This is a genomic window from Sinorhizobium garamanticum (genome assembly GCF_029892065.1).
Lineage (GTDB): Bacteria > Pseudomonadota > Alphaproteobacteria > Rhizobiales > Rhizobiaceae > Sinorhizobium > Sinorhizobium garamanticum.
The window spans coordinates 1,209,026-1,232,500 of the sequence record NZ_CP120373.1 but is presented as its reverse complement, the minus strand read 5'-3'; the positions used below and the strand labels follow the sequence as shown (position 1 = coordinate 1,232,500).

The 23,475-nt window shown below is 59.6% G+C and carries 14 protein-coding genes, 1 tRNA gene and 2 rRNA genes (1 of these 17 running past the window's edge); 14 read left to right on the top strand and 3 right to left on the bottom strand.

Annotated elements, in window-relative coordinates:
- From PZN02_RS05860 to PZN02_RS05850, 3 genes are all read left to right on the top strand, one after another.
- Positions 1–2,364, top strand: a 23S ribosomal RNA gene (locus PZN02_RS05860); it begins 435 nt to the left of the window's first position.
- Positions 2,365–2,722: 358 nt separating this feature from the next.
- Positions 2,723–2,837: ribosomal RNA gene (gene rrf / locus PZN02_RS05855) — 5S ribosomal RNA — on the top strand.
- Positions 2,838–3,034: 197 nt separating this feature from the next.
- Positions 3,035–3,111 (top strand) — tRNA-Met (locus tag PZN02_RS05850).
- 373 nt (positions 3,112–3,484) lie between these two features.
- Here the strand turns inward: PZN02_RS05850 and PZN02_RS05845 are convergent.
- The gene (locus tag PZN02_RS05845) at positions 3,485–4,603 is read right to left on the bottom strand and encodes an alpha/beta hydrolase (RefSeq protein WP_280660657.1); all 1,119 of its coding nucleotides are present in this window, start codon (positions 4,601–4,603) and stop codon (positions 3,485–3,487) included.
- Positions 4,604–6,023: 1,420 nt separating this feature from the next.
- Between PZN02_RS05845 and PZN02_RS05840 the strand changes: the two genes are divergently transcribed.
- On the top strand, positions 6,024–12,275 hold the full coding sequence (locus PZN02_RS05840; RefSeq protein WP_280660656.1) for a PAS domain S-box protein: 6,252 nt from the start codon (positions 6,024–6,026) through the stop codon (positions 12,273–12,275).
- Positions 12,276–12,389: 114 nt separating this feature from the next.
- Here the strand turns inward: PZN02_RS05840 and PZN02_RS05835 are convergent, their stop codons facing one another.
- Together PZN02_RS05835 and PZN02_RS05830 are read right to left on the bottom strand one after the other, a co-directional pair.
- Entirely contained in the window at positions 12,390–12,845 is a 456-nt protein-coding gene (locus PZN02_RS05835; protein WP_280660655.1) for a hypothetical protein, read from the bottom strand.
- 393 nt (positions 12,846–13,238) lie between these two features.
- Positions 13,239–13,853: a TetR/AcrR family transcriptional regulator gene (locus PZN02_RS05830; RefSeq protein WP_280660654.1), complete on the bottom strand. Its 615-nt coding sequence runs from the start codon at positions 13,851–13,853 to the stop codon at positions 13,239–13,241.
- A gap of 1,507 nt (positions 13,854–15,360) precedes the next feature.
- On the opposite strand from PZN02_RS05830, the gene PZN02_RS05825 reads away from it, so the two are divergent.
- The 10 genes from PZN02_RS05825 (at position 15,361) to PZN02_RS05780 (ending at position 23,470) form a co-directional block, all read left to right on the top strand.
- On the top strand, positions 15,361–16,596 hold the full coding sequence (locus PZN02_RS05825) for an ABC transporter substrate-binding protein (RefSeq protein WP_280660653.1): 1,236 nt from the start codon (positions 15,361–15,363) through the stop codon (positions 16,594–16,596).
- A gap of 123 nt (positions 16,597–16,719) precedes the next feature.
- Positions 16,720–17,697, top strand: coding sequence for a YVTN family beta-propeller repeat protein (locus PZN02_RS05820; RefSeq protein ID WP_280660651.1), 978 nt, complete (start codon positions 16,720–16,722; stop codon positions 17,695–17,697).
- 35 nt (positions 17,698–17,732) lie between these two features.
- A complete protein-coding gene (locus tag PZN02_RS05815) occupies positions 17,733–18,218 on the top strand; it encodes a cupredoxin domain-containing protein (RefSeq protein WP_280660650.1) in 486 nt (161 codons plus the stop codon).
- 46 nt (positions 18,219–18,264) lie between these two features.
- The gene (locus PZN02_RS05810; protein ID WP_280660649.1) at positions 18,265–19,053 is read left to right on the top strand and encodes an ABC transporter ATP-binding protein; all 789 of its coding nucleotides are present in this window, start codon (positions 18,265–18,267) and stop codon (positions 19,051–19,053) included.
- A complete protein-coding gene (locus tag PZN02_RS05805; RefSeq protein ID WP_280660648.1) occupies positions 19,050–19,913 on the top strand; it encodes an ABC transporter permease in 864 nt (287 codons plus the stop codon). The genes PZN02_RS05810 and PZN02_RS05805 overlap by 4 nt, the downstream gene beginning before the upstream one ends.
- Positions 19,913–20,545, top strand: coding sequence for a hypothetical protein (locus PZN02_RS05800; RefSeq protein WP_280660647.1), 633 nt, complete (start codon positions 19,913–19,915; stop codon positions 20,543–20,545). The genes PZN02_RS05805 and PZN02_RS05800 overlap by 1 nt, the downstream gene beginning before the upstream one ends.
- 167 nt (positions 20,546–20,712) lie before the next feature.
- Entirely contained in the window at positions 20,713–20,922 is a 210-nt protein-coding gene (locus PZN02_RS05795; RefSeq protein ID WP_280660646.1) for a hypothetical protein, read from the top strand.
- A 25-nt stretch (positions 20,923–20,947) separates the two neighbouring features.
- Positions 20,948–21,940 (top strand): ABC transporter substrate-binding protein, encoded by a 993-nt coding sequence (locus PZN02_RS05790; RefSeq protein WP_280660645.1) that lies wholly within the window; start codon positions 20,948–20,950, stop codon positions 21,938–21,940.
- Complete coding sequence (locus tag PZN02_RS05785) at positions 21,937–22,761, top strand: ABC transporter permease (protein WP_280660644.1); 825 nt, start codon at positions 21,937–21,939, stop codon at positions 22,759–22,761. The genes PZN02_RS05790 and PZN02_RS05785 overlap by 4 nt, the downstream gene beginning before the upstream one ends.
- On the top strand, positions 22,730–23,470 hold the full coding sequence (locus tag PZN02_RS05780) for an ABC transporter ATP-binding protein (protein ID WP_280661402.1): 741 nt from the start codon (positions 22,730–22,732) through the stop codon (positions 23,468–23,470). Before PZN02_RS05785 ends, PZN02_RS05780 begins: the two co-directional genes overlap by 32 nt.
- Positions 23,471–23,475: the final 5 nt, after the last annotated feature.

Genomic DNA, 23,475 nt, shown 5'->3' with positions numbered 1-23,475 from the left:
GTCTGAACATGGGGAGACCACTCTCCAAGCCTAAGTACTCGTGCATGACCGATAGCGAACAAGTACCGTGAGGGAAAGGTGAAAAGCACCCCGACAAGGGGAGTGAAATAGAACCTGAAACCGGATGCCTACAAACAGTCGGAGCCCGCAAGGGTGACGGCGTACCTTTTGTATAATGGGTCAACGACTTAGTGTGACATGCAAGCTTAAGCCGATAGGTGAAGGCGCAGCGAAAGCGAGTCTGAATAGGGCGTTTAGTATGTCGCATTAGACCCGAAACCGAGTGATCTAGCCATGAGCAGGTTGAAGGTTGGGTAACACCAACTGGAGGACCGAACCCGCATCTGTTGCAATAGATTGGGATGACTTGTGGCTAGGGGTGAAAGGCCAATCAAACTCGGAAATAGCTGGTTCTCCGCGAAATCTATTTAGGTAGAGCGTCGACCGAATACCCCCGGGGGTAGAGCACTGGATGGGCTATGGGGACTCACCGTCTTACTGATCCTAACCAAACTCCGAATACCGGGGAGTACTAGTCGGCAGACACACGGCGGGTGCTAACGTCCGTCGTGAAAAGGGCAACAACCCTGACCTCCAGCTAAGGTCCCCAAGTCATGGCTAAGTGGGAAAGGATGTGAGGATCCCAAAACAACCAGGATGTTGGCTTAGAAGCAGCCATCATTTAAAGAAAGCGTAACAGCTCACTGGTCTAATTAAGGGTCTTTGCGCCGAAAATGTAACGGGGCTAAAGCCATGCACCGAAGCTGAGGATTTGATCGCAAGATCAAGTGGTAGCGGAGCGTTCCGTAAGCCTGTGAAGGGATACCCGTGAGGGGTCCTGGAGGTATCGGAAGTGCGAATGTTGACATGAGTAACGATAAAGAGGGTGAGAGACCCTCTCGCCGAAAGACCAAGGGTTCCTGCTTAAAGTTAATCTGAGCAGGGTTAGCCGGCCCCTAAGACGAGGCGGACACGCGTAGTCGATGGGAACCACGTTAATATTCGTGGGCCTGGTGGTAGTGACGGATCGCTTAACTTGTCTGGACTTATTGGATTGTCCAGGCTTGGACGCGGTCCCGGGAAATAGCTCCACCGTATAGACCGTACCCGAAACCGACACAGGTGGTCAGGTAGAGTATACCAAGGCGCTTGAGAGAACTATGTTGAAGGAACTCGGCAAATTGCACGCGTAACTTCGGAAGAAGCGTGACCCTTTTGTACGCAAGTATGATGGGGTGGCACAGACCAGGGGGTAGCGACTGTTTATCAAAAACACAGGGCTCTGCGAAGTCGCAAGACGACGTATAGGGTCTGACGCCTGCCCGGTGCTGGAAGGTTAAGAGGAGGGGTGCAAGCTCTGAATCGAAGCCCCAGTAAACGGCGGCCGTAACTATAACGGTCCTAAGGTAGCGAAATTCCTTGTCGGGTAAGTTCCGACCTGCACGAATGGCGTAACGACTTCCCCGCTGTCTCCAACATAGACTCAGTGAAATTGAATTCCCCGTGAAGATGCGGGGTTCCTGCGGTCAGACGGAAAGACCCCGTGCACCTTTACTATAGCTTTACACTGGCATTCGTGTCGGCATGTGTAGGATAGGTGGTAGGCTTTGAAGCGGGGACGCCAGTTCTCGTGGAGCCATCCTTGAAATACCACCCTTATCGTCATGGATGTCTAACCGCGGTCCGTCATCCGGATCCGGGACAGTGTATGGTGGGTAGTTTGACTGGGGCGGTCGCCTCCGAAAGAGTAACGGAGGCGCGCGATGGTGGGCTCAGAGCGGTCGGAAATCGCTCGTCGAGTGCAATGGCATAAGCCCGCCTGACTGCGAGACTGACAAGTCGAGCAGAGACGAAAGTCGGTCATAGTGATCCGGTGGTCCCGCGTGGAAGGGCCATCGCTCAACGGATAAAAGGTACGCCGGGGATAACAGGCTGATGACCCCCAAGAGTCCATATCGACGGGGTTGTTTGGCACCTCGATGTCGGCTCATCGCATCCTGGGGCTGGAGCAGGTCCCAAGGGTTTGGCTGTTCGCCAATTAAAGCGGTACGTGAGCTGGGTTCAGAACGTCGTGAGACAGTTCGGTCCCTATCTGCCGTGGGTGTAGGAATATTGACAGGATCTGTCCCTAGTACGAGAGGACCGGGATGGACATATCTCTGGTGGACCTGTTGTCCTGCCAAGGGCATAGCAGGGTAGCTATATATGGAAGGGATAACCGCTGAAGGCATCTAAGCGGGAAACCCACCTGAAAACGAGTATTCCCTTGAGAACCGTGGAAGACGACCACGTTGATAGGCCGGGTGTGGAAGTGCGGCAACGCATGAAGCTTACCGGTACTAATCGTTCGATCGGCTTGATCGTTCCCATTGCTCATGCTCATCATAGATGAGCATCGCAATTCTTTGTCCTCACGCGCGTAGCGCTGCGGACGGCGCGCCGGACGTCCGGCGGCTCGGCTCTGCCGGCTGCTGGAAATATCCGGATAAGACGCAAGACGTGTTCAAAGAAAAAGAGGCGAAAGCCTCACCAGCTTCTCGATTAAAGTTTGCCATGCCATGCATGTGAAACTTGCTCCAGGCCAACGGAGCCTCCTTGAGGAGGGTGCCGTATGGCCCGCGCGGCTGCCCTTCGAGCGACAAGCAAGAAGGATAAGCTTAGCCGCGCCAGCAAAGAGCAAGATTGAGCCTGCATCGCAAGGCTCAAGCTTGCGCTTTGCCGACCTGGTGGTTCTGGCGGGGTGGCTGCACCCGTTCCCATTCCGAACACGGCCGTGAAACGCCCCAGCGCCGATGGTACTTCGTCTTAAGACGCGGGAGAGTAGGTCGCTGCCAGGTCTGCAAATCGCAAGCAAAACATCTTCTCTCACAAAACGCGGCCCAAGCCGACACCAAAAGGGCCGCAACCAAGCGGCCCTTGTGCTTTGAACGGAAAAACCATAACGCGGGGTGGAGCAGCCCCCGCCGGACCGCAGGCGCAGCCGAGGACCGGCACAACAACAATCAACCGGGCCGCCACGCCCGGAAACAGGTAACGCGGGGTGGAGCAGCCCGGTAGCTCGTCAGGCTCATAACCTGAAGGCCGCAGGTTCAAATCCTGCCCCCGCAACCAAATCAAACCCCCGCTTCGCGCCCGCGACCGGGGGTTTTTGCCGTCCGGCACAAAACCCCGCGGATGGCGCCTCCCCAAGCGCTCCTCCGCACAGGCGTCGAGGCGCCCTTTCTGTGTCTGGTTGGTGTCCGGTTCGCCAGCCGCCAGCTTCTCCCCGACATCGTTCGCAGCCGCCACATGGAGCCACGGCTCCAGCACTCCAGCCGTGCGTTCCAGGCGGAGATTGGCGGTCGCTGCTTCGGTGATTCTCCGCTCATGGGTCGACTCCTCTCGCAACTTGCGGAAAAGCCCCGGACATAACAGGTGGCATCGTCCCCGCGACTTTTGCCGCGGACGGCATTGCGTCGGCTATTGACCGGCCCCGAAGCCGCTATCACTCATCGAACTGATTTCGACCGTCGCGGGACAGTTGGTTTTCAGAATTGCCGCTGAGGACTCTCCAAAATGGACGTTTTGTTTCGACCAGTGGCCGACCGGGGTCGCCGGCCTTGAGACGGTCCCTGAGTAAGGCAGCTAGATCTCTTTGCACCGCCGGGTCGGACAAGAAATAGCTATGCCCTGCGAAGCCTGCACTTCCTCTATATTCGATAAAGTCGGCGACACCCGATAACTGCGAATTCTTCCAAAGCGCGTTCGAACCCGCTTCCTTGGCGCTGATGCTGGCGCTGGTTAAACTCCCGAGGCGCACAACGCTTCCGAACAGCCCGCCTGAAAGGGCGAGCGCCTTGTCATTGGGTGATGAATAGACGGTCAAATGCAGCGGGCCTATGGGCGGTAAAGGGCCATAAGGGGCTGCTGTCGTTCCGTGTGGCGCATCGGGATCAGACACGAAGCCGAACAATTTTGCTGTGGCAACATCGAGATCGATGTCCGGAGCGAACAGCACCACATTATTGATTTTATACCGCTCGGTAGGGGACGACCGGGTGACGTATGCTTCCATTCCCAACTGCTGAAGGGCGGATAGCAGGACGTCTGCGCCGCGGCTGTGCGCGACGAGGTGGAGACGTTTGACGGCTACGGTCGCGGAAATGATACGAATCGCCTTCTTCACATCCGCTACTGCGAACTCACCAGACTCACGGTCGATATTGTACCCGTAGAAAGCGCCGCCCGATCCGCCCGCTGGCCAGGAAAGCGACACGCAAACAAACTCCTGAGTAAGGGTATCGCATATCTTGCCGGTGGCTTTGGCGGCGTCGTCGAAGCTATTGTTATAGCCATGAACAAAAATGACCAATTCCTTGCGTTTCGCCATCGCAAGCCGCCGGGCCACCTCCCCCTGCAACCCGGCGGCCGCCCGCATATGGGCATCGACTGTTGTCGGTACCCGACGGGGACCGTGAGGTGTGAGTTCGATTGGATATGGCGACTGCGGAAATTCTCCGAGTTTGGTCGTGTGTGAAACCTGTAGCGATGCGTCACGCTGTCCACCGGACCCACGGTGAAAGCGCGACCGCTCGCGCGCAAGCGTTACCGAACCGAAGCTCATTGAATGCCCCCTAAACGAGCTGTAGGAGAGCTCGCCACTCGTTGAGGCGGCAGGTGCCCGGTCGGTGACGTACAGTAGATCGAGAAGGTTTTTCTGTTTAACGTGAGTGGCAGAAGCCTCTTCACCAACCCGTAAATTTCTTACGGGGTATCCTATGGTTGAGCAGGCCGTAGCGGCGAGAATACACGGCAGCAAGAACAATAACGTCTTGAGGTCTCGTAATCTCAGATACGATAAATTATTTCTTGTCTGCATTGCATTGAGCTTATTACGCATTTAAGCGGGCAATTTCGCCGCAGTACGGTGTAAAACGTAATAGTAGTAAGGCTATAAAGAACCTATACGTTGGTTTAGCTTCGCAAACGACCTGGGTCGGGTCGCTCATGAGGCTCGTGAAGGCATGGGTGTTGAGACCTGCTGGTCGAAGGCCACACCGGCATGGCGCGAGGCGCCCCTCAGCGACCGGCTGAGCCAATGCGCCTTTTGGAGGCGGTTCTTCGGCGGGATCGGACGGCCTAAGCGGATGGGCCTTGTCTGTCGCGGTGCAGCCGAGCGAAAACCAACCATAGCGATCACCCCCTGTTGGCGCTGCGCTCAAGATCGAAGAACGTCGGCTCGAGCTGCAGTTTTGGACGTCGCGCCGCAACCCCTAACCGCTTGGGGCCGGCCAAAGCTCATTTGCCGCGCCCTCATCAACCGCGGGATCGGGGAATCGGGGCGCGCTCGAGAGGACGTGCCGCCCTTTCAGCAAGTCTTGCCAATGACTTGAGACGCGAAACCCAACCCGCGCCCTGGACAACCTATACTCGCGAATAGATCGGCTAATCCCGCAAGGTGATCGAAATTCGCGACGCCTCCAAATACTCTACTGCAGGTTCCACAAATCGTCGCCGATTTGAGGACAAAACACGCAGCAATTCAAAGTGCTACCGCGTCCTTGCGCGTCTCATAGGACGCGCGGCGCTGTAGGGAGAGGACTCGTGAGCGCGAATGGCCGTTGAACTTTGCGCATTCGAGAATGATCGTCTTTTGAAGCCTTCTCACGCAGGCTCGCTAAGGGGTGGCAATCAGGGTACCGTGATTTTGAGGATCGACGCTTTTCCGGACTCTGCGCGAGCTGAAGCGCGGTTTGACGCGCATGCGGCACGCCTGTGCGTGCGTGGCGAGATGGTGAGCTCGATCGCACCCGAGGTTCGCCAGCTGCTGTCCGCTGTTGTGATGGATACGGACACGAACTGCCCCCCGCGTGCGAGCGAGTTCGTTCATCCAACCAAGCCTGTCGCTCAATTGTTCGAATCACGGAGGCAGCTATCAACTATCCCGGATGATGGTCGAGGCGTAAATTTCAAGTTGCGCTGCATGCTGCCGGCAAACGAGGGCAGCGTATGACGATCATTCGCGTCGGTTGGAGTTCTAGATCGTGACAGAGCTGCCGACATATGTCGTTGAGACGCTTTGGGAAGATGAAGAATTTGTCCTGTCCCGGCGTGTATCGGACGACGAACACTTTTCGCTTTTGATGTGCACGCCCGTGTCGACGCAGCCGACGGTGGAGACCGTGGCGCGGCTCGATCACGCCTATGCGCTTCGGGACGATTTGGACTCCGCGTGGGCGGCGCGGCCCGTGGCGCTGGAACGCCGGCCTGGAAAGTCTGCACTCCTGATGGAGGACCCGGGTGGCGACGTCCTTGCGCGAATGGTCGGAAAGCCTTGGGATCTGACGCCGTTCCTGCACGTCGCGGCCGGACTGGCTGCCGCGCTCGGTCGTCTGCATAGCCGCGGGTTAATTCACAAGGACGTCAAGCCTTCAAACATCCTGGTCAATGTCGACAGCCGTGATGTGTGGCTGTCAGGCTTCGGCATTGCTTCTCGCGTGCCGCGTGAACGGCGGGCGCCCGAACCGCCAGAGATCATCGCGGGAACGCTCGCCTACATGGCGCCCGAGCAGACTGGTCGCATGAATCGATCCGTTGATGCACGCAGCGATCTCTACTCGCTCGGCGTCACGCTGTACGAGATGCTTACCGGGACGCTTCCATTCACGGCTTCGGATCCTATGGAATGGATCCATTGCCACATCGCTCGCCAGGCGATGCCACCCGACGAGCGAACGGATGGCATTCCGGCTCCGGTTGCTGCGATCGTGATGAAGCTCCTCGCCAAGACCGCCGAGGACCGTTACCAGACAGCCGCGGGCGTTGCCTACGATCTTGAACATTGCCTGAAGACATGGGAGGTGCACCAACGCATCGACCCGTTTGCGCTGGGTGCGCACGACATATCGGACCAGCTGCTGATCTCGGACAAGCTGTATGGACGAGAGGCCGAGATCGACGCTCTCGTCGCTGCATTCGATCGCGTCGTCAGCCAGGGCAGAACCGAACTCGTGCTGGTCTACGGCTATTCCGGTATCGGCAAGTCCTCGGTTGTCAATGAACTCCACAAAGTGCTGGTTCCACCACGCGGTCTCTTCGCGTCCGGCAAGTTCGATCAGTACAAGCGCGACATCCCATACGCGACCTTAGCGCAGGCGCTGCAAAGTCTCGTGCGTCAGTTGCTGAGCAAGAACGATGCGGAGCTTGCTCGCTGGCGCGCCGACTTACGCGAGGCGCTGGGGACGAACGGCTCGCTGATGGTCGACCTCATTCCGGAACTTTCTCTCATCGTCGGTGAACAGCCACCGGTTGCCGACCTGCCGCCGCCGGAAGCGCAAACACGATTCCTGCAAGTCTTCCGTCGATTTCTCGGCGTGTTTGCTCGGGCGGAGCATCCGCTCGCCTTGTTCATCGACGATCTGCAATGGCTGGATAGGGCGACGCTCGACTTGATCGAACATCTCAGCACCCATCCAGAGGTGCGCCACCTTCTGGTGGTCGGCGCATATAGGGATAACGAGATAGGTCCGACGCATGCGTTGTTACGGACACTTGGCGCGATCCGCAATGCCGACGGAAGGGTGCAGGAGATCGTGCTCGAGCCTCTCAAGCCCCGCGATGTGGGTCATCTCGTCGTCGACGCGCTCCACTGCGACCCGGTGATAGCGCAGCCGCTCGTGCATCTGGTGCACGAAAAGACCGGGGGGAACCCATTCTTCACGATCCAGTTCCTGATGGTTCTTGCCGAGGAGGCGCTGCTCGCATTCGACCATGGCGCAGGGGCTTGGACCTGGGACATGGCACGCATTCGGGCCAAGGGGTTCACCGAGAACGTGGTCGATTTCATGGCCACGAAGCTGAGCCGTCTGCCGGGCAAAACGCGGGACTTCTTGGGAAAACTCGCCTGCCTGGGAAATAGCGGACAGGCCACCGCATTGAGCATGGTTTTCGGGGTGTCTGAAGACGAGATACACGTGGCTCTCTGGGAGGTTGTGCGCGCGGGGCTCATCGCCCGTCAGGAGGGCGCCTATATTTTCCTTCATGACCGTGTTCACGAAGCGGCCTATGCCCTCATCTCTGAGGATGAACGGGCGGCAGTGCACCTGCAGATTGGCAGGACACTGGCCGCACGGACGACACCCGCCGAGATCGACACGAAGATCTTCGAGATCGTCAATCAACTCGATCGCGGCGCGGCCCTGATTCAATCGCATGAAGAGCGGGAGCGGGTTGCAGCTCTCAATCTGCGCGCCGGCAAGCGCGCGAGGACTTCAACGGCTTATGCATCGGCATTGACCTATTTCGCTGCTGGTCGTGCTTTGTTGGAAGACGACTGCTGGCAGAGGCAGTATCGCCTGGTGTTCGATCTGGAGCTTCACGTGGCCGAATGTGAATTCCTGACCGGCGAGCTCGCCTCCGCAGAGAAACGCCTCTCGGCCCTGGTGGGACGTGCGGCAACGGTGGTCGACAGAGCCGCTGTCACGCATTTGCGCCAGGCGCTTTACCTGACCCTTGACCGGCCTGATCGCGCCATCGACGTCGGCTTGGAATACCTCCGCAGTGTCGGTATCGACTGGTCGCAGCAACCGTCGGAAGACATCGTCCGTCAGGAACTCGAGCGCATGTGGCAGTTGCTCGACGGCCGCTCGATTGAACAGCTCATCGAGCTTCCGTTGATGAGCGATCCCGGTTGGCGCGCAACGATGGACGTTCTCTCGGGTTTGTTCGCGCCAACGCTGCTCACCAACAGCAACCTGTACGACCTCGTCGTCCTTCGTATGACGACGCTCAGCCTGGAGCATGGCAACTGTGATGCCTCGTGTTACGCCTACTCCCACATCAACCGGGTCTTGGGCTTTCGTTTCGGCGATTACCAGACGGCGTTTCGCTTCGGCCAGCTTGCCTGCGATCTCGTGCAGAGCCGCGGCTTGGATCTTTTCGAGGCGCGGGTCTATGCATCCTTTGGGGCCTTCGCTGTTCCCTGGATGAGAGACCTTTTCGCCAGTCGCACGCTGATAAAGCGCGGCTTCGACATGGCGAACGCCAGCGGCGATCTGACCTATGCGGTTTTTGGCTTCAAGAACCTGATCACGAATCTTGTGGTCTCGGGCGAACCTCTCGGCGACGTGGAACGCGAGGCCGAGGAGGGTCTCGCCTATGCTCAGAAGGCGCGCTTCGGTTTCGCTGTCGATTGGTTCACCTGCCAGCTCATGCTGGTCCGAGCTCTTCGCGGGCTCTCGCTGGACTTCAATTCTCCCGACAATGCGGGGTACGGTGACAACTCCTACGAGCGGCACATCAAAGAAGACCCGCCTCTGGCACTCTGCACCTGCACCTATTGGATTCACAAGTTGCAAGCGTGTGTGCTGGCGCAGGATTATTCAAGGGCCATCGAGGCCATAGAGAACGCCGCCCCCTTGCTTTGGGCGACGCGGTCATTCCTGGAAGCCGCGGATTATCATTTCTACGGCGCGCTGACACGGGCGGCTGCCTGCGACTCTGCGGGAAGTGGCGAACGGGCACAGCATTTTGACTTGCTCCTTAACCACCATACGCAACTCATGGTGTGGGCGGAGAATTGCCCAGTCAATTTTGCAAATCGCGCAGCGTTGGTCGGCGCCGAAATTGCACGGCTGGAAGGGCGCGATCTGGACGCGATGCGCCTGTACGAAGATGCTATTCGATCGGCGCGCGAACACAAGTTTCTACAGAACGAGGGCATAGCCCACGAACTCGCCGCGCGGTTTTACGCGGCACGCGACTTCGAGACGATCGCCAATACCTACCTGCGCAACGCGCGCTATTGCTACCTCCGTTGGGGTGCCGACGCCAAGGTACGCCAGCTCGATCAGCTCCATCCGCGTCTGCGCGGGGAGCCGGTGCGCCCGAGTGCCACATCGACGATCAACACGTCGGTAGAGCAGCTGGATCTCGCCACCGTTATCAAGGTCTCGCAAGCCGTGTGGGGCGAGACCGTCCTGGAGAAGTTGATCGACAAGCTTATGCGCACTTCGATTGAGCACGCGGGTGCCGAACGCGGTCTGTTGATTCTCCCACGCGGTGACGGGCTGCGCATTGCGGCAGAGGCCACCACCAGCGGCAACACTGTCATCGTTGGGACGCGCGAAGCGAGCGTGGCCGCGGCCGCTCTGCCGGAGTCGATCCTCCATTATGTCGTGCGCACCCGGCAGAGCGTGATTTTGGACGATGCCTCGGCCGAGAACCCGTTTTCGGCCGATGCGTACATCCTCCAGCATCACGCTCGTTCCGTTCTCTGCGTGCCGTTGATCAACCGGGCCAAGCTCGTCGGCGTGCTTTATCTTGAGAATAACCTGTTACCCGACGTCTTCACTCCAACCCGGATCGCCGTGCTGAAACTGGTAGCCTTGCAGGCAGCGATCTCACTCGAAAATGCCCGTCTTTACGGAGATCTCCAGGTACGGGAAGCGAAGATCCGGCGCCTGGTCGACGCCAACATCATGGGGGTCTGCATTTGGAACCTCGAGGGCGAAATTACCGAGGCCAATGAAGAATTTCTCCGCATGGTGGGCCACAGCCGTGAAGATCTTCTGTCGGGCCGTGTACGCTGGAGGGAGCTCACGCCGTTGGAGTGGCGCGATCGCAACGAACGAGCCGTGGCGGAGTTACGGGCGGTTGGCAAGTTCCAGCCGTTCGAGAAGGAATTTTTCCGGAAAGACGGCAGCCGCGTACCCGTGCTGATCGGCGGCGCGCTGTTTGATGAAGGCGGAAATGAGGGCGTTGCGTTCGTGCTCGACTTGACTGAGCGTAAGCTTGCCGAAAATGCACTGCGCGAGAGCCAGGAGAACTTGGCGCGTACAGAGCAATTCTCGCTGGTGATGGCGACTCATATAGATCTGGAGGGTCGCTGGCTCAAAGTGCCACCAACTCTGTGCAAGCTGTTGGGTTACACAGAAGAAGAACTGCTGGGACGCCGTTTTCACGAGTTCACCCACCCGGATGACGTGGAAGGAGAGTGGGGGCAATGCTCGCGGCTCGTTCGTGGCGAGTTCAAATCGTTTGATTTGGAGAAGCGCTACATACGAAAGGACGGCGCCATTGTATGGGTTTATCTGAATGCGTCGGTTGTATTGGACGCCAACGGCGCGCCCGTTCACTTTCGCACCTACATTAGGGACATCACTCAGCGTAAACAGCAGGAGCAAGCGTTGGGCCAGAGCGAGGAGCGTTACCGCACGCTCGCCGAGACCGCCACGGACGTCATACTGGCGATAGACCAGACGAGCAAAATTCTGTTCGTCAACGGCGCGGTGGAGAAGGCCTTTGGCTATACCCCAGCGGAAATAACCGGCCAGAAAATTACGGTGCTCATGCCTCAGCGTCTGCGGCACCGCCACGAAGAGGCCATCCGCCGTTACCTGGAATCCGGGGAAAAACGGATGTCGTGGAGTGCCGTGTCCTTGCCCGGGCTGCACAAGAACGGAAGAGAGATCGACCTGGACGTGTCGTTTGCCGAGGTGGGGACGGGAGATGAGCGGTTCTTCAGTGGAATCCTGCGCGACGTGACCGAGCGCAAGCGAACGGAAGAGGCGCTGCGCCAGACGCAGGCGGAACTGGCCCATGTTGCGCGCGTAGCAACCCTCGGAGAGATGAGCGCTTCGATTGCCCACGAAGTCAATCAGCCTCTTGCTGCCGTCGTCAACAGCGCCAGTGCGTGTTTGCATTGGCTCGATGCGCAGAAGCTGCCGGAAGCACGGCGGTCCGCCTCGCGGGCGATCGCGGAAGGCCGTCGCGCCAGCGAAATCATCTCCCGCATACGCGCGCTTGCTAATAAGGCGCCGCCGCAAAAGGACTGGCTCGACGTCAACGAGACGATAAACGAAGTCATTGCGCTGGCACGCGGCCAGATGCAGCAAAACGGTGTAGCGTTGGAGACTCAACTCTCGAGCGATGTGCCGATCATCCTGGCAGACCGCATCCAATTGCAGCAAGTGGTTCTGAACCTGATGATGAATGCCATCGAGGCCTTGAACAGCGTTGAAAAGAATGGGCGCGAGTTGCTGGTTCGCTCCGCCACGGACAAATCGGAGCACGTCGTGATCTCGGTCCAGGATTCGGGCCCGGGGTTTGATCCGAACCGCCTCGACCTCCTCTTCGATGCCTTCTATACGACCAAGCCGCAAGGATTGGGCATGGGGCTGGCGATTAGCCGATCTCTTATCGAGGCCCATGGCGGGCGCTTATGGGCGACGGCAAATGCGCCGCGGGGCGCCGTTTTTCAGTTCAAGTTGCCGGTTAATAGCGAGAAACTAGCCTGACGGACGATAGCGGCTTGAGCGGCGCTGCCGCTACAGCGTACTCGCTAACTGTCCTTCGACATGACACCGGACCGTCGGAACGGTCCGGTGATAACGCTGAGGAGCAGCCTGACATCAAGCCGATCGGGCGATGTTTCTGTCAAGCCAGCGCACATCCTGCTGCAATCGGGCATAGGACCGGGTCGGTATCATGCCGTGATGCGTGGCTGCGACTTTCGTTGCTTCGGCCCTGATGTTCCGTTCTTCGTGATGCAGCCTGTTGAAGGAGACGGAACTGAGCTTGCCTTCGGAGCGCTCCGACTCGATGCGCCGATCGACCGAGCGAAGTTCATGGAGGATATTGGCGAGCCGCGTCTCCCGCACGGATGCAGCGGGTATTGTCGTTTGGACGGCCGATGCCAGAGGAGTCATCGCCCCGTCATTGGGAAATACTCCCCGGTAATAGTCGCCGTTTTCGGGACCGCTTGAAGCTGCCGGGCCTTGGTGCTGTCCGGCCGCGAAAGCGTTACTAGCTGCCACGAGTGACAGGGCAAGGGCTGCGATTGCTGATGTCGTGATAAGTGAGCGCATTTTGCGTCTCCTTGATCATTGGAAGCTATGGGCTTCCACGAGGGGCCGTCTCACACTGTCGCGTCGCGATCACGTTGATCGCCGGCAGTATTCAGCCTCGAAAAGGTTATAAAATGGGTGAAAACTCAAGTCATGTTAACAATAGTTAAAGTTTATAGTCATTCTGCAGTCAAATTTTTGCCATATTCCACTTGCTGCAGCCGTCAATAAACAGTTGTTTCCGTCGCCCGTTTCATGAACATATTGTAATGTTTCGGCCGTCTCGCGGATGACCTTAGCTTCAGATCGCCTCTGCTCCGGCAATGAACTTCTGCAGCATGTCCTTGCAAGTTCCTCCTGCCTCCCAAGCCTTGCGCCCGCTTGAGTGATAAAGGGCATTGCCGAAGTAGTCGTCTACCGAGGTCGGACTCCATTCAGGAAGACCTCCACCGCGGAAGCGACCGCCTCCCGCGCCTCATCGTCCGACGGCGGCGGGCGGAGTGCAAGAATGACTTGAAGAAGGTTGTCGCGGATCATGCCGACAAAGTGCCCGGCCAGGCGCAGGCAATTATCAGCCTGAATCTCCCTTCGTTCCCTGGCGAGTTCAAGGACCTCAGCGAGACGAGACGTGGCCCGACCCGGCCCCTGTTCATAGAATGCCTTGACGAGATCAGGGAAACGGTTGGCCTCGGTGATGGCAATTCGGTAAATGCCGATCAGGGTGGGCGACATGTAAAGGCCCATGAGACGCTGGCCAAACGCTGTAAGCGTCTCCTCCAGATCGTGCCCTTCGATTTCCTCGATGACCAGGGTCGACAGCAGCTTGTCCGCGCTCTCGGCGACGATGGCGGAAAACAGGCCCTCCTTGTTGCCGAACTCATTGTAGATGTTGCGCTTCGATCCACCGGCCCGTTCGATGATCGCGTCGATGCTCGTCGCCGCGTAGCCCTGCTCGAAAAAGACCTCAGCCGCCGCTTGAAGAATGGCTTGCCGGCGAGTTTTCAACCGCCCTGATTTTGCTGCAACCACTGCTGTTAGCCCCCCCCTGATGATGCTTCTGTTGATTGGTAATTGGCATTACCGTTGATGTCAATGGCAAGAGTCGAGCGCGACGAAGCGCCTCCGCCGCCTGCACCGCCGCGCGTCTGCTAAGACGCGCAAGGGACGCTGCAGCACTTGGGCATGTTTATTCTTAAGTCGGATCATGATTCACTGCTTAATGCCGAGTATGTAGCCGGTGACCGCCAGCCAGCTCCGCTCCCCGAGCCCAGCGAGAGGAACCGTTGAGTGAGCGAAGCGACGCGCTTTTGCGCAGCCGGCTCAGTGATGTTGGAGTTACGCCGGTACTGTGGCCTGCAGTGGTCAGGCGCGGGTCAAGTCGATGCGGCAGATCGAGGTGTTCTCGACCGAGACGGAAGCAATGGGCTGCTCTAACAGGATCGCCAGTCTAAAACATGAGCCTTCGAAAAATCGCGAAGCCGTAAACATACATCGCGCCGAGGAGGATAAGGACACCAAGCGCAGGCACGCCCCGACTGACCGGTTTCAAGATGTGCCACAAGCGGGGAATGTAACGCCTTGGCTCTGGACGAAGGGGCTCATGTCGTTGTGGCGCTGAATGCGCGAGGCCTATCTCGCCCCCCTCGGCTACTGCCTTAGGCAAGGTCAAGAGAGGTCGTATCTCCTCGCAAGGGCACTGATTTGATCCAGGTCGGCTTCCATCAAAGCCCGATCGAATTGCCGGCGGGGCTTGTTCCTAAAGGGGACGAACGAAAGCGCGCTGCGCGCCGCTCCCAAGGCGAAAGCGTTTGTGGCGAGCATCGTTGCAGCGGCGGCTGCGGCAAGCGTCGTGGTGAGCATGATGTTGATCCCTTCCGTGACTGCATGCGTTATGGCCCGAGATAGCGCCCGATCCGTATCCCGATTGTTTTGGCAGGCTGTAAATTTGAAAGCCTGTGTAACCAAGCGACGGTTTGGACATAGTGAGATACAAAACGTTCTGAGGATGCCGATCTTTCGGCAGCGGCGGTCAGGGCGTTCCCGGCTTGCTGCGCCTGCCGCTCGATCTGGTGCCTCCTCGATGATGCTTGTCGCCTTCGCCGCGGCGATTGCGGTCGCCTGGCTGGAGGGTCGATATGCAATGTCTCGACCTTGATCTATCAGCGCAAGCAGGCCAGCTGTCCGAGGCTACCGGCCTCACATCGGGAGTGATCGACATCGGCTGCCGTTGTGCGCGGAAGACGAATGATCGCCTTCACGGCTCCAGTCCCGCCGATGTAATGCCCGTGGCCGTCATGGTCGGCGAGGCAGCAGTATCCCAATTTACGGTTGAAATCAGGGGCATCTCGGCTAAGCTATCTGCGGCACCGAGGCATTACACAGATCCGACTACTGCATGTTTCCTTAAATCGTAGCCGATTTAAGGATAAAAACATGCAGCAATTCAAAGTGCTACAGCGTCCTTTGTGCGTCTGATAAGACGCGCGGCGCTGTAGCGTCGGAGATGATGTATCCTGTCGACCAAGTGGGATGTGCGGTGCCCCGTTTCCTCATAGTGTTTATCTCTGTCCTCCTTGCGGTTCCGAGCCTCTCCAGCGCCGTTGCGCAGGAGTCTTCGCCCGCGCCGGCCGACAAGACGCCTCCAGCTAAACAGGTTTCGGAGATCAAGCTCGGTTATCTTCGCGCCTATGCACCGCAACTCGCGCTTTCGGTGCTGGACGTGCCGCCGCGCGACGAAGGTCTCGCGGGGGCGAAGGTCGCGATCGGCGACAACGACACGACCGGTACCTTCCTTGGACAGAAGTTTACCCTCGATGTGTCCGAGGTGAAGCCGGATGCAGATGTCTTGCCGGTCTTTACTGAGATGGTGTCGAGGGGCGTCCTCTACATCCTCGCCGATCTCTCCGCCACACAGCTGCTGTCGATTGCCGATCTCGCCCGTGACAAGGGCGCCCTAATCTTCAACGTTGGCGCCACTGACGATCGTCTGCGCGAGGAGGACTGCCGGGCGAACGTCTTCCACACCGCGCCGACGCGCACCATGCTCGCCGATGGTCTGGCGCAGTATCTGGTCTGGAAGCAGTGGCGACGATGGGTGCTGGTCTACGGCTCGCACGAGCCTGACAGGCTGTTCGCCGATGCGCTCCGCCGCGCCGCGCCGCGCTTTGGCGGCGAGATCGTCGCGGAAAAGGAGTTCACCGACACCGGCACGGCGCGGCGGACGGATACAGGAGTCGTTCAGATCCAACGGCAGATGCCGGTCTTCACTCAGGGGTTCCCCGATCACGATGTGCTGCTCGTGGCCGACGAAAGCGAGGTTTTCGGAACCTATGTGCCATTCCGGACCTGGATTCCGCGTCCGGTTGCCGGGACTGCCGGCCTCGTCCCTTCCGCCTGGCATCCGGCCAGCGAGCAATGGGGCGGCACGCAGATCCAGAACCGGTTTGCCAAGGCCAACGGCAGGCGGATGTTGTCGAAGGACATGGCCGCGTGGACGGCCGCGAGGATTATCGGCGAGGCTGCCACGCGCACGCAAAGTGCCGATCCTGAAAAGCTCGCGGCCTTCATTCGCGCCGACGATTTTTCGATCGCCGCCTTCAAAGGACAGAAGCTGACCTTTCGCAAATGGAACTGGCAGCTGCGCCAGCCGATCTTCCTCGGGGACGGCCGTTCCGTCGTCTCGACGTCACCGCAGGAGGGATTCCTGCATCAGGTCACCGAGCTCGACACGCTCGGGATCGATCAGCCCGAGACCCGGTGCGAGCTGAAATAGACTACAGCGCCGCGCCTCCAATCGGACGCGCAAAGGTCGCTGTACCACTTCGAATTGCTGCATGATTGTGTCCTTAAATCGATCCCGATTTAAGGAGTCATGCAGTAGACAGGGAGGAGCCAGATGCTGCGAAGACTCACCTTTCTTTCGGCCGGGCTTGCTTTGGCGGCAGGCGTGGCGTCGCCAGCGTCCGCCTACATGGTCTATGTCTCCAACGAGAAGGACAACACCGTAACCGTCGTCGACTCGACCACGATGGGGGTGGTCCGCACCGTCGATGTCGGCCAGCGGCCACGCGGCATCACGATTTCGCACGACGGCAAGTTCATCTATCTCTGCGCAAGCGACGACGACACGATCGAGATCATCGATACGGCCAGCTACGAGATCGTCGGGACGCTGCCGTCCGGACCGGACCCCGAACTGTTCGTCCTCTCTCCCGACGGCAAAACGCTCTACGTCGCCAATGAGGATGACAATCTGGTCACCGTCATCGACCTCGAGAGCAAGAGCGTGGTGACGGAGGTGCCGGTTGGCGTCGAACCCGAGGGAATGGGTATCAGCCCGGACGGGAAGGCGTTGGTCAACACCTCGGAAACGACCAACATGGCACATTTCATCGACACCGAGACCCACGAGATCACGCACAATGTCCTCGTCGATTCCCGGCCGCGCTTCGCCGAGTTTAAGCCTGACAATTCCGAGGTCTGGGTCAGCGCCGAAATCGGCGGTACCGTCTCCGTTATCGACAATGCAAGCCGTGAGGTGAAGCACAAGATCACCTTCGAGATTCCCGGCTTGCGCGCGGAAGCGATCCAGCCGGTCGGCGTGCGCATCACGGCCGACGGCAAGAAAGCCTATGTGGCGCTCGGCCCCGCCAATCGCGTTGCCGTGGTCAATGCGGAGACCTACGAGGTCGAAAAATACGTGCTCGTCGGGCAGCGGGTCTGGCAGCTCGCCTTCACGCCCGACCAGAAGACGATCATCAGCACCAACGGCGTTTCGAACGACATCACCTTCATCGACGTCGCTACCGATGAGGCCGTTCAATCGGTGACCGTCGGGGCACTGCCCTGGGGCGTGGTCGTCAGCCCGAACTGACGTGCCGGGCAAGCTTTCTGACAAAGGAGGAGGAAATGCAGAGGTATCGCATGTTCGCACTTGCCGCGTCTCTCGCGGTCGCCTTTTTGGTGACGCCCGCCGCCGCGCAGGAAGCGGACAACGACGATGATGACGCAGCAGCGCAACCGGCTTCGGCCACTGAGAAGGTGACGCGCGCCAGCAAGGATATCCCGGAACTGGTTCTCGGTTCGAGGGATGACCAGTTCACCGTCAACCAGAAGGATTTCAATCTGATCGCCGGCCAAGGGTACCGCTGGAAGATATCGGCTGCGGGCGGTCTAGAATACAAGTTCCACACCGATCTCTTCCGCAATGTGTGGATGAACCAGATTGTCATCAACGATCTCGAGGTGCACATGAACGGCGCCCCGGCCTGGCTTGAATACGATGCGGACGGCACCATCCAAGTCCAGTTCACGACCGTGCGTCCGGGTGTCTATACTTGGTCGGTGCCCGATCTTGCCGAGAAAGGTTTGCAAGGAACGATCACCATCAAATAGGCTGGGATTCGGACTAACTTTGCTGGTCACGGAGGAACACGGCACCATGCAGCATGTGAAGGCCAATGAGGGAGTGGGCTTGCCTGCCGCACTTGATGTGGCGGGAGTCAAACATTCCTACGGCCAGAAACAGGTTCTGTCCGACGTTTCCTTTTCCATCGCGCCGCAACGCTTCACCGTCTTGCTCGGCCTCAACGGCGCCGGCAAGACGACGCTGTTCTCCTTGATCACTCATCTCTACAACACCCGCCACGGCGCGATCCGTATCTTCGGCCACGACGTCGGTCGGGAACCCGGCGAGGCGCTGCGCCGGCTCGGCATCGTGTTTCAGGCGCGCACGCTCGATCTCGATCTGAGCGTCTACCAGAATCTCTCCTACCACGCGTCGCTGCACGGTATTGGGCGAGGGGAGGCACTGTCGCGTATCAAGTCGCTGCTTGCCCAGATCGACATGAGCGACCGGTTGTCTGACAAGGCGCGCAGCCTTTCGGGCGGGCAGATGCGTCGCATCGAGATTGTGCGGGCTCTGTTGCATCGTCCGCCGCTTCTCCTGCTCGACGAGGCGACCGTAGGGCTGGACGTCCAGTCGCGCGCCGAGATCCTCGCCACAATCCGTAAGCTAGTGGTTACCGATGGCATCAGCGTGTTCTGGGCGACCCACCTCATCGATGAGGTCGAGGAAAGCGATCACGTCATCATACTCCACAAGGGCCGAGTGCTGGCGGACGGCAGGGTAGACGATGTCGTCCGTTCCTCTGGCGCAAGCGGCATTCGAGAGGCCTTCGCGACGCTGACCGGGGTCGCTTCTGTTCCGGCCGGTGGAGAACGCCGATGACATTGCAATCTGCAACAGGACGTGTTCCCGCCATTGAACGTGGCTTCAGCGCCCGTCAATATCTCGTGTGCCTCAAAGGCATACTGGTCCGGGAAGGGCTCCGTTTTCTCAATCAGCGAGAACGCTTCATCTCGTCGCTGGTTCGTCCGCTCCTGTGGCTCTTCGTGTTTGCCGCCGGCTTCCGCCAGGTGCTTGGCGTCTCCATCATCCCGCCCTACAAGACCTACGTGCTGTACGAGGTCTATATCACGCCGGGCCTCTGCGGCATGATCCTGTTGTTCAGCGGCATGCAGTCGTCGCTCTCGATGGTCTACGACCGGGAGATGGGCAACATGCGGACCCTGCTGGTCAGCCCGTTTCCACGCTGGTTTCTGCTGGTGTCGAAGCTGCTCGCCGGCGTCACCGTATCGATCATGCAGGTTTATGCCTTTCTCGCCATCGCCTGGTTCTGGGGCGTCAAGCCGCCATGGACCGGCTACCTCATGGTCCTGCCGGCGCTCTTCCTGTCAGGGATGATGCTGTGCTCGCTCGGCATGCTTTTATCGTCGATGATCAAGCAACTGGAGAATTTCGCGGGGATCATGAACTTTGTGATCTTCCCGATGTATTTCGCCTCTCCTGCGCTCTATCCCCTGTGGCGCATTCAGGAATCGAGCCCGCTTCTCCACAAGATCTGCCTCGCAAACCCGTTCACTTACGCGGTCGAACTGATCCGCTTTGCCCTTTATGGTCAGGTCGACTGGGGATCGCTCATGCTCGTGGTCGCGTTCACCATCCTGTTTCTGGGCGGTGCGATCTTCGCCTATGACCCCTCGACCGGCTTGCTCGGCCGCAAGCAGGATACCGGAGGAAATGCCTGATGCGGCGGTCACTCCTGATGCGCATCATGCCCGCCGCGGCTGCCGCTGCGATCGCTGCATGGCCTGTCCTAGCCGCGCAGCGGGATGACCCGGACTGGCCGTGTATCCAGCGCAAGGTTCCGGAGCTTTCGCTCGGCCAGGTATGGACCGGTGCCGAACTGCCGCCGGCGGTCGCCGACTGGTCCAAAGATGCGGGGATTTCCGCGCTGGTGACGGAACTGGCGGCGCGCCGCGTGCCGCTTGCGGAGGCGCAGCAAAAGATCAAGAGCTACGCGGAAAACCTGCCGGTGGGCGAGAGAGAACGGCGCATGACCATGCTCGTGCAGGGGCTCTTCGATCATATGAATCGGGAGCGCTCGGACGTCATCTCAGGTATTGCACGCTACGCCCACAGGCAGAGGGACATGGCGACCATCCTGCGGCAGGAGGCCTCGGCCGTGGATGCCTTGCGGGCGAAACCCGATGCCGACCCGAACGAACTGACGGCGCGGAGCGATCGGCTCGTCTTTCAGACACGCATTTTTCAGGAGCGGGCGGAGTCACTAAGCTTTGTCTGCGAGGTGCCGACGCTGATCGAGCAACGCTTGTACGCCCTGGCCAAGGCGATTGCAGAAGCACTGAAAGACCAATGAGACCCCGAGGCTTCGCCGCTGCGGACGAATTGACGCTCGTTTATCGCACGCGTATCCTCCCCATAGGCTTTCCATCGGCACCTTGTGAAGGCCAGTCGTCTTGTCGGCATGCGAAGCATGCCAGCGTACCTCATTGCTGTGCGCGTTCGCGCAGGGAAAGGTGCTCCTTGAACCTCGTCGCTCTCGTCCTGACGGTCTGCATGTTGGCCAACCCGAACAGTTGCCGCACCGAGCACCTGTATTTCGAGACGCGCGGATCCCTTTTCCAATGCATGGCGTTGGCTCCGGCCGAGATCGCGAAGTGGTCCGAGAACCATCCGACGCTCAAGATCGTGCGATGGAAATGTTCGTTCCCTGACAAGGACGGGGAAACGTGACATTGCGTTGTTGGGAGGTGGCATCATGAAGATATCGCGGCGCGCGCTCTGCGCGGCGGCTTTGCTCACAGCTGCAAGTCCTCTGGGCTTCCATGCCTCGGCAGCCTCGTCCGCTCCGAAGATACGGGTTGGTGTCCTGAAGTTCGGCACGGTGAACTGGGAACTCGACACCATCAAGCATAACAGGTTCGACGCGGCTAACGGCATCGACGTGGAAGTCGTCTATTTCGCCGGCGAAGACGCCACCAACGTGGCCATGCTGGCGGGCGACCTCGACGTCATCGTTTCCGATTGGTTGTGGGTGTCGCGCCAGCGTTCTGAGGGCGAGGATCTCACGCTCGCGCCCTACTCGACTGCCGTTGGGGCCATCATGGTCAAGCAGGACGCGCCGATCCGTGCCATCCCCGACCTCGTGGGGAAGAAAATCGGCGTGACCGGCGGATCGCTCGACAAGAGCTGGCTTCTCATCCAGGGACTTGCGCGGCGTGACCACAAGATCGACTTGACCAGAGAGAGCGAGATTGTTTTCGGCGCCCCGCCCTTGCTCTCGGAAAAGGCTGTGTCAGGAGAGCTCGATGCGGTCTTGAACTTTTGGCATTTCTGCGCGCGGCTGGAGGCGAACGGCTTCCGCCGCCTGATCGGCGCCGACGATGCGGCGAGGGCGCTCGGGGCATCGGGGCCGGTCTCGGCCTTGGGATATGTATTCCACGACAAATGGGCGAACGAAAACCCGGATGTGGCGATGAGCTTTGTTAAGGCAAGCGCGCAGGCCAAGAAACTTCTGGCCGAGTCCGACGCCGAATGGCAGCGCCTAGCGCCCGTCGTGCGGGCCGAGGGCAGGGAACTCGAGGTGCTGCGCGATCGCTATCGCGAGGGCATTCCAAGGAGGCCCCTCGCCGAAGAGGAAAGCGATGCCGCCAAGCTCTACGAAGTCCTTGCGGAGCTGGGCGGCGAGAAGCTCGTCGGCGCGGCGCGACAGATGGCTCCCGGAACGTTCTGGGCTGCATTGAAGACATGACGGCAGGATTCGGATCGGAAAACGGCGCATCTGCAACCCGCACGCGCCGGGTCTCTCGCGGGATCGGCGCCGCGTTGCCTGCGGCGACGGCCCTGGCATCGCTCCTTGGATTATGCCTGCTCTGGAGCCTCGCGGCCGAGCTCTGGCCGAGCCGTGCGTTTCCGCCGCCGCTCGATGTCTGGCGGGTGCTTCTCAAGGAGGCGGCGAGCGGCGACCTTGGCTATCACCTTGTGATGACGCTTTGGCGGGTCGCAGCCGCTTACGTCGTCGCCATGGTCGTCGGGTCGGTCATCGGTGTCCTGCTCGGCACGCACAGGCGGGCGGATTCCTTCTTCAATCCGTGGCTTGTCCTCTTTCTCAACCTCCCGGCCCTTGTCGTCATCGTCCTCGCCTACATTTGGTTCGGCCTGACGGAGGCTGCCGCGATCGGCGCCGTCGCGATCAACAAGATACCCAATGTCGTCGTCACCATGCGCGAGGGTGCGCGCGCTCTCGATCCCCGGTTCGCGGAGATGGCCACGGTCTACCGGCTGGGGCCGCTCGACCGTGTCCGCCACGTCCTGATGCCGCAGTTGCAGCCCTATTTCGCCGCCGCCTCGCGCTCGGGCATTGCGTTGATCTGGAAGATCGTGCTCGTCGTCGAGCTGCTCGGCCGCTCCAGCGGCGTCGGCTTCCAGATCTATCTGTATTTTCAGATATTCGATGTTGCCGCCATCCTTGCCTATACGCTAGCTTTCGTGGCGATCATGCTGTTGATCGAACTCCTTCTGGTGCAGCCACTTGAACGACATGCAACCCGCTGGCGTCGCCGCCCCGCTTAAGGTCGACATCACCGAGAAGACGTTCCGATCGGCGGAGGGCGTTACGATTGCCGCATTGCGCGGACTTTCCTTCGAGGTGAGGCAGGGCGAGTTCGCCTGCCTGCTGGGGCCTTCGGGCTGCGGCAAGACCACGACCCTCAGAATCCTGCTGGGCCTCGATCGGCAATTTTCGGGCAGCTACCAGTTGCCCGAAGGCGGCTCCAACCGCGTTGCTGCGGTCTTCCAGGAACCGGTGCTTCTCCCCTGGCGGACCGTGGAGCAGAATGTCCGCCTTGCGCTGTCTCCGCATCTCAGAGACAAGGATCTCGACTGGCTGTTCGACATTCTGGGTCTCTCCCCAATGCGGTCACTCTATCCTTCGGAGCTGTCGCTGGGCCTCGCGCGCCGCGCCGCCCTGGCACGGGCCTTCGCCACCGAGCCCGCCATTCTTTTTCTGGACGAGCCGTTCACCTCGCTCGACGAACGCACCGCCGACAGATTGCGCCGTCTCCTGATGACGGTGTGGGCGGCGCGGCCCACCACCGCCCTGATGGTAACCCACAATCTGCGCGAGGCCCTCCTGCTTGCCGATCGCATCATCGTGCTCTCACCACGCCCGGCGCAGGTGCTAGGCATCTTCGACGTGGACCTCGCGCGCCATTTGCGCGGCACGCCGGCGCTCAACAATCTCGTCCTGGATTTTCACCAGAGGTTTCCGGACACGGTGTGATCGGT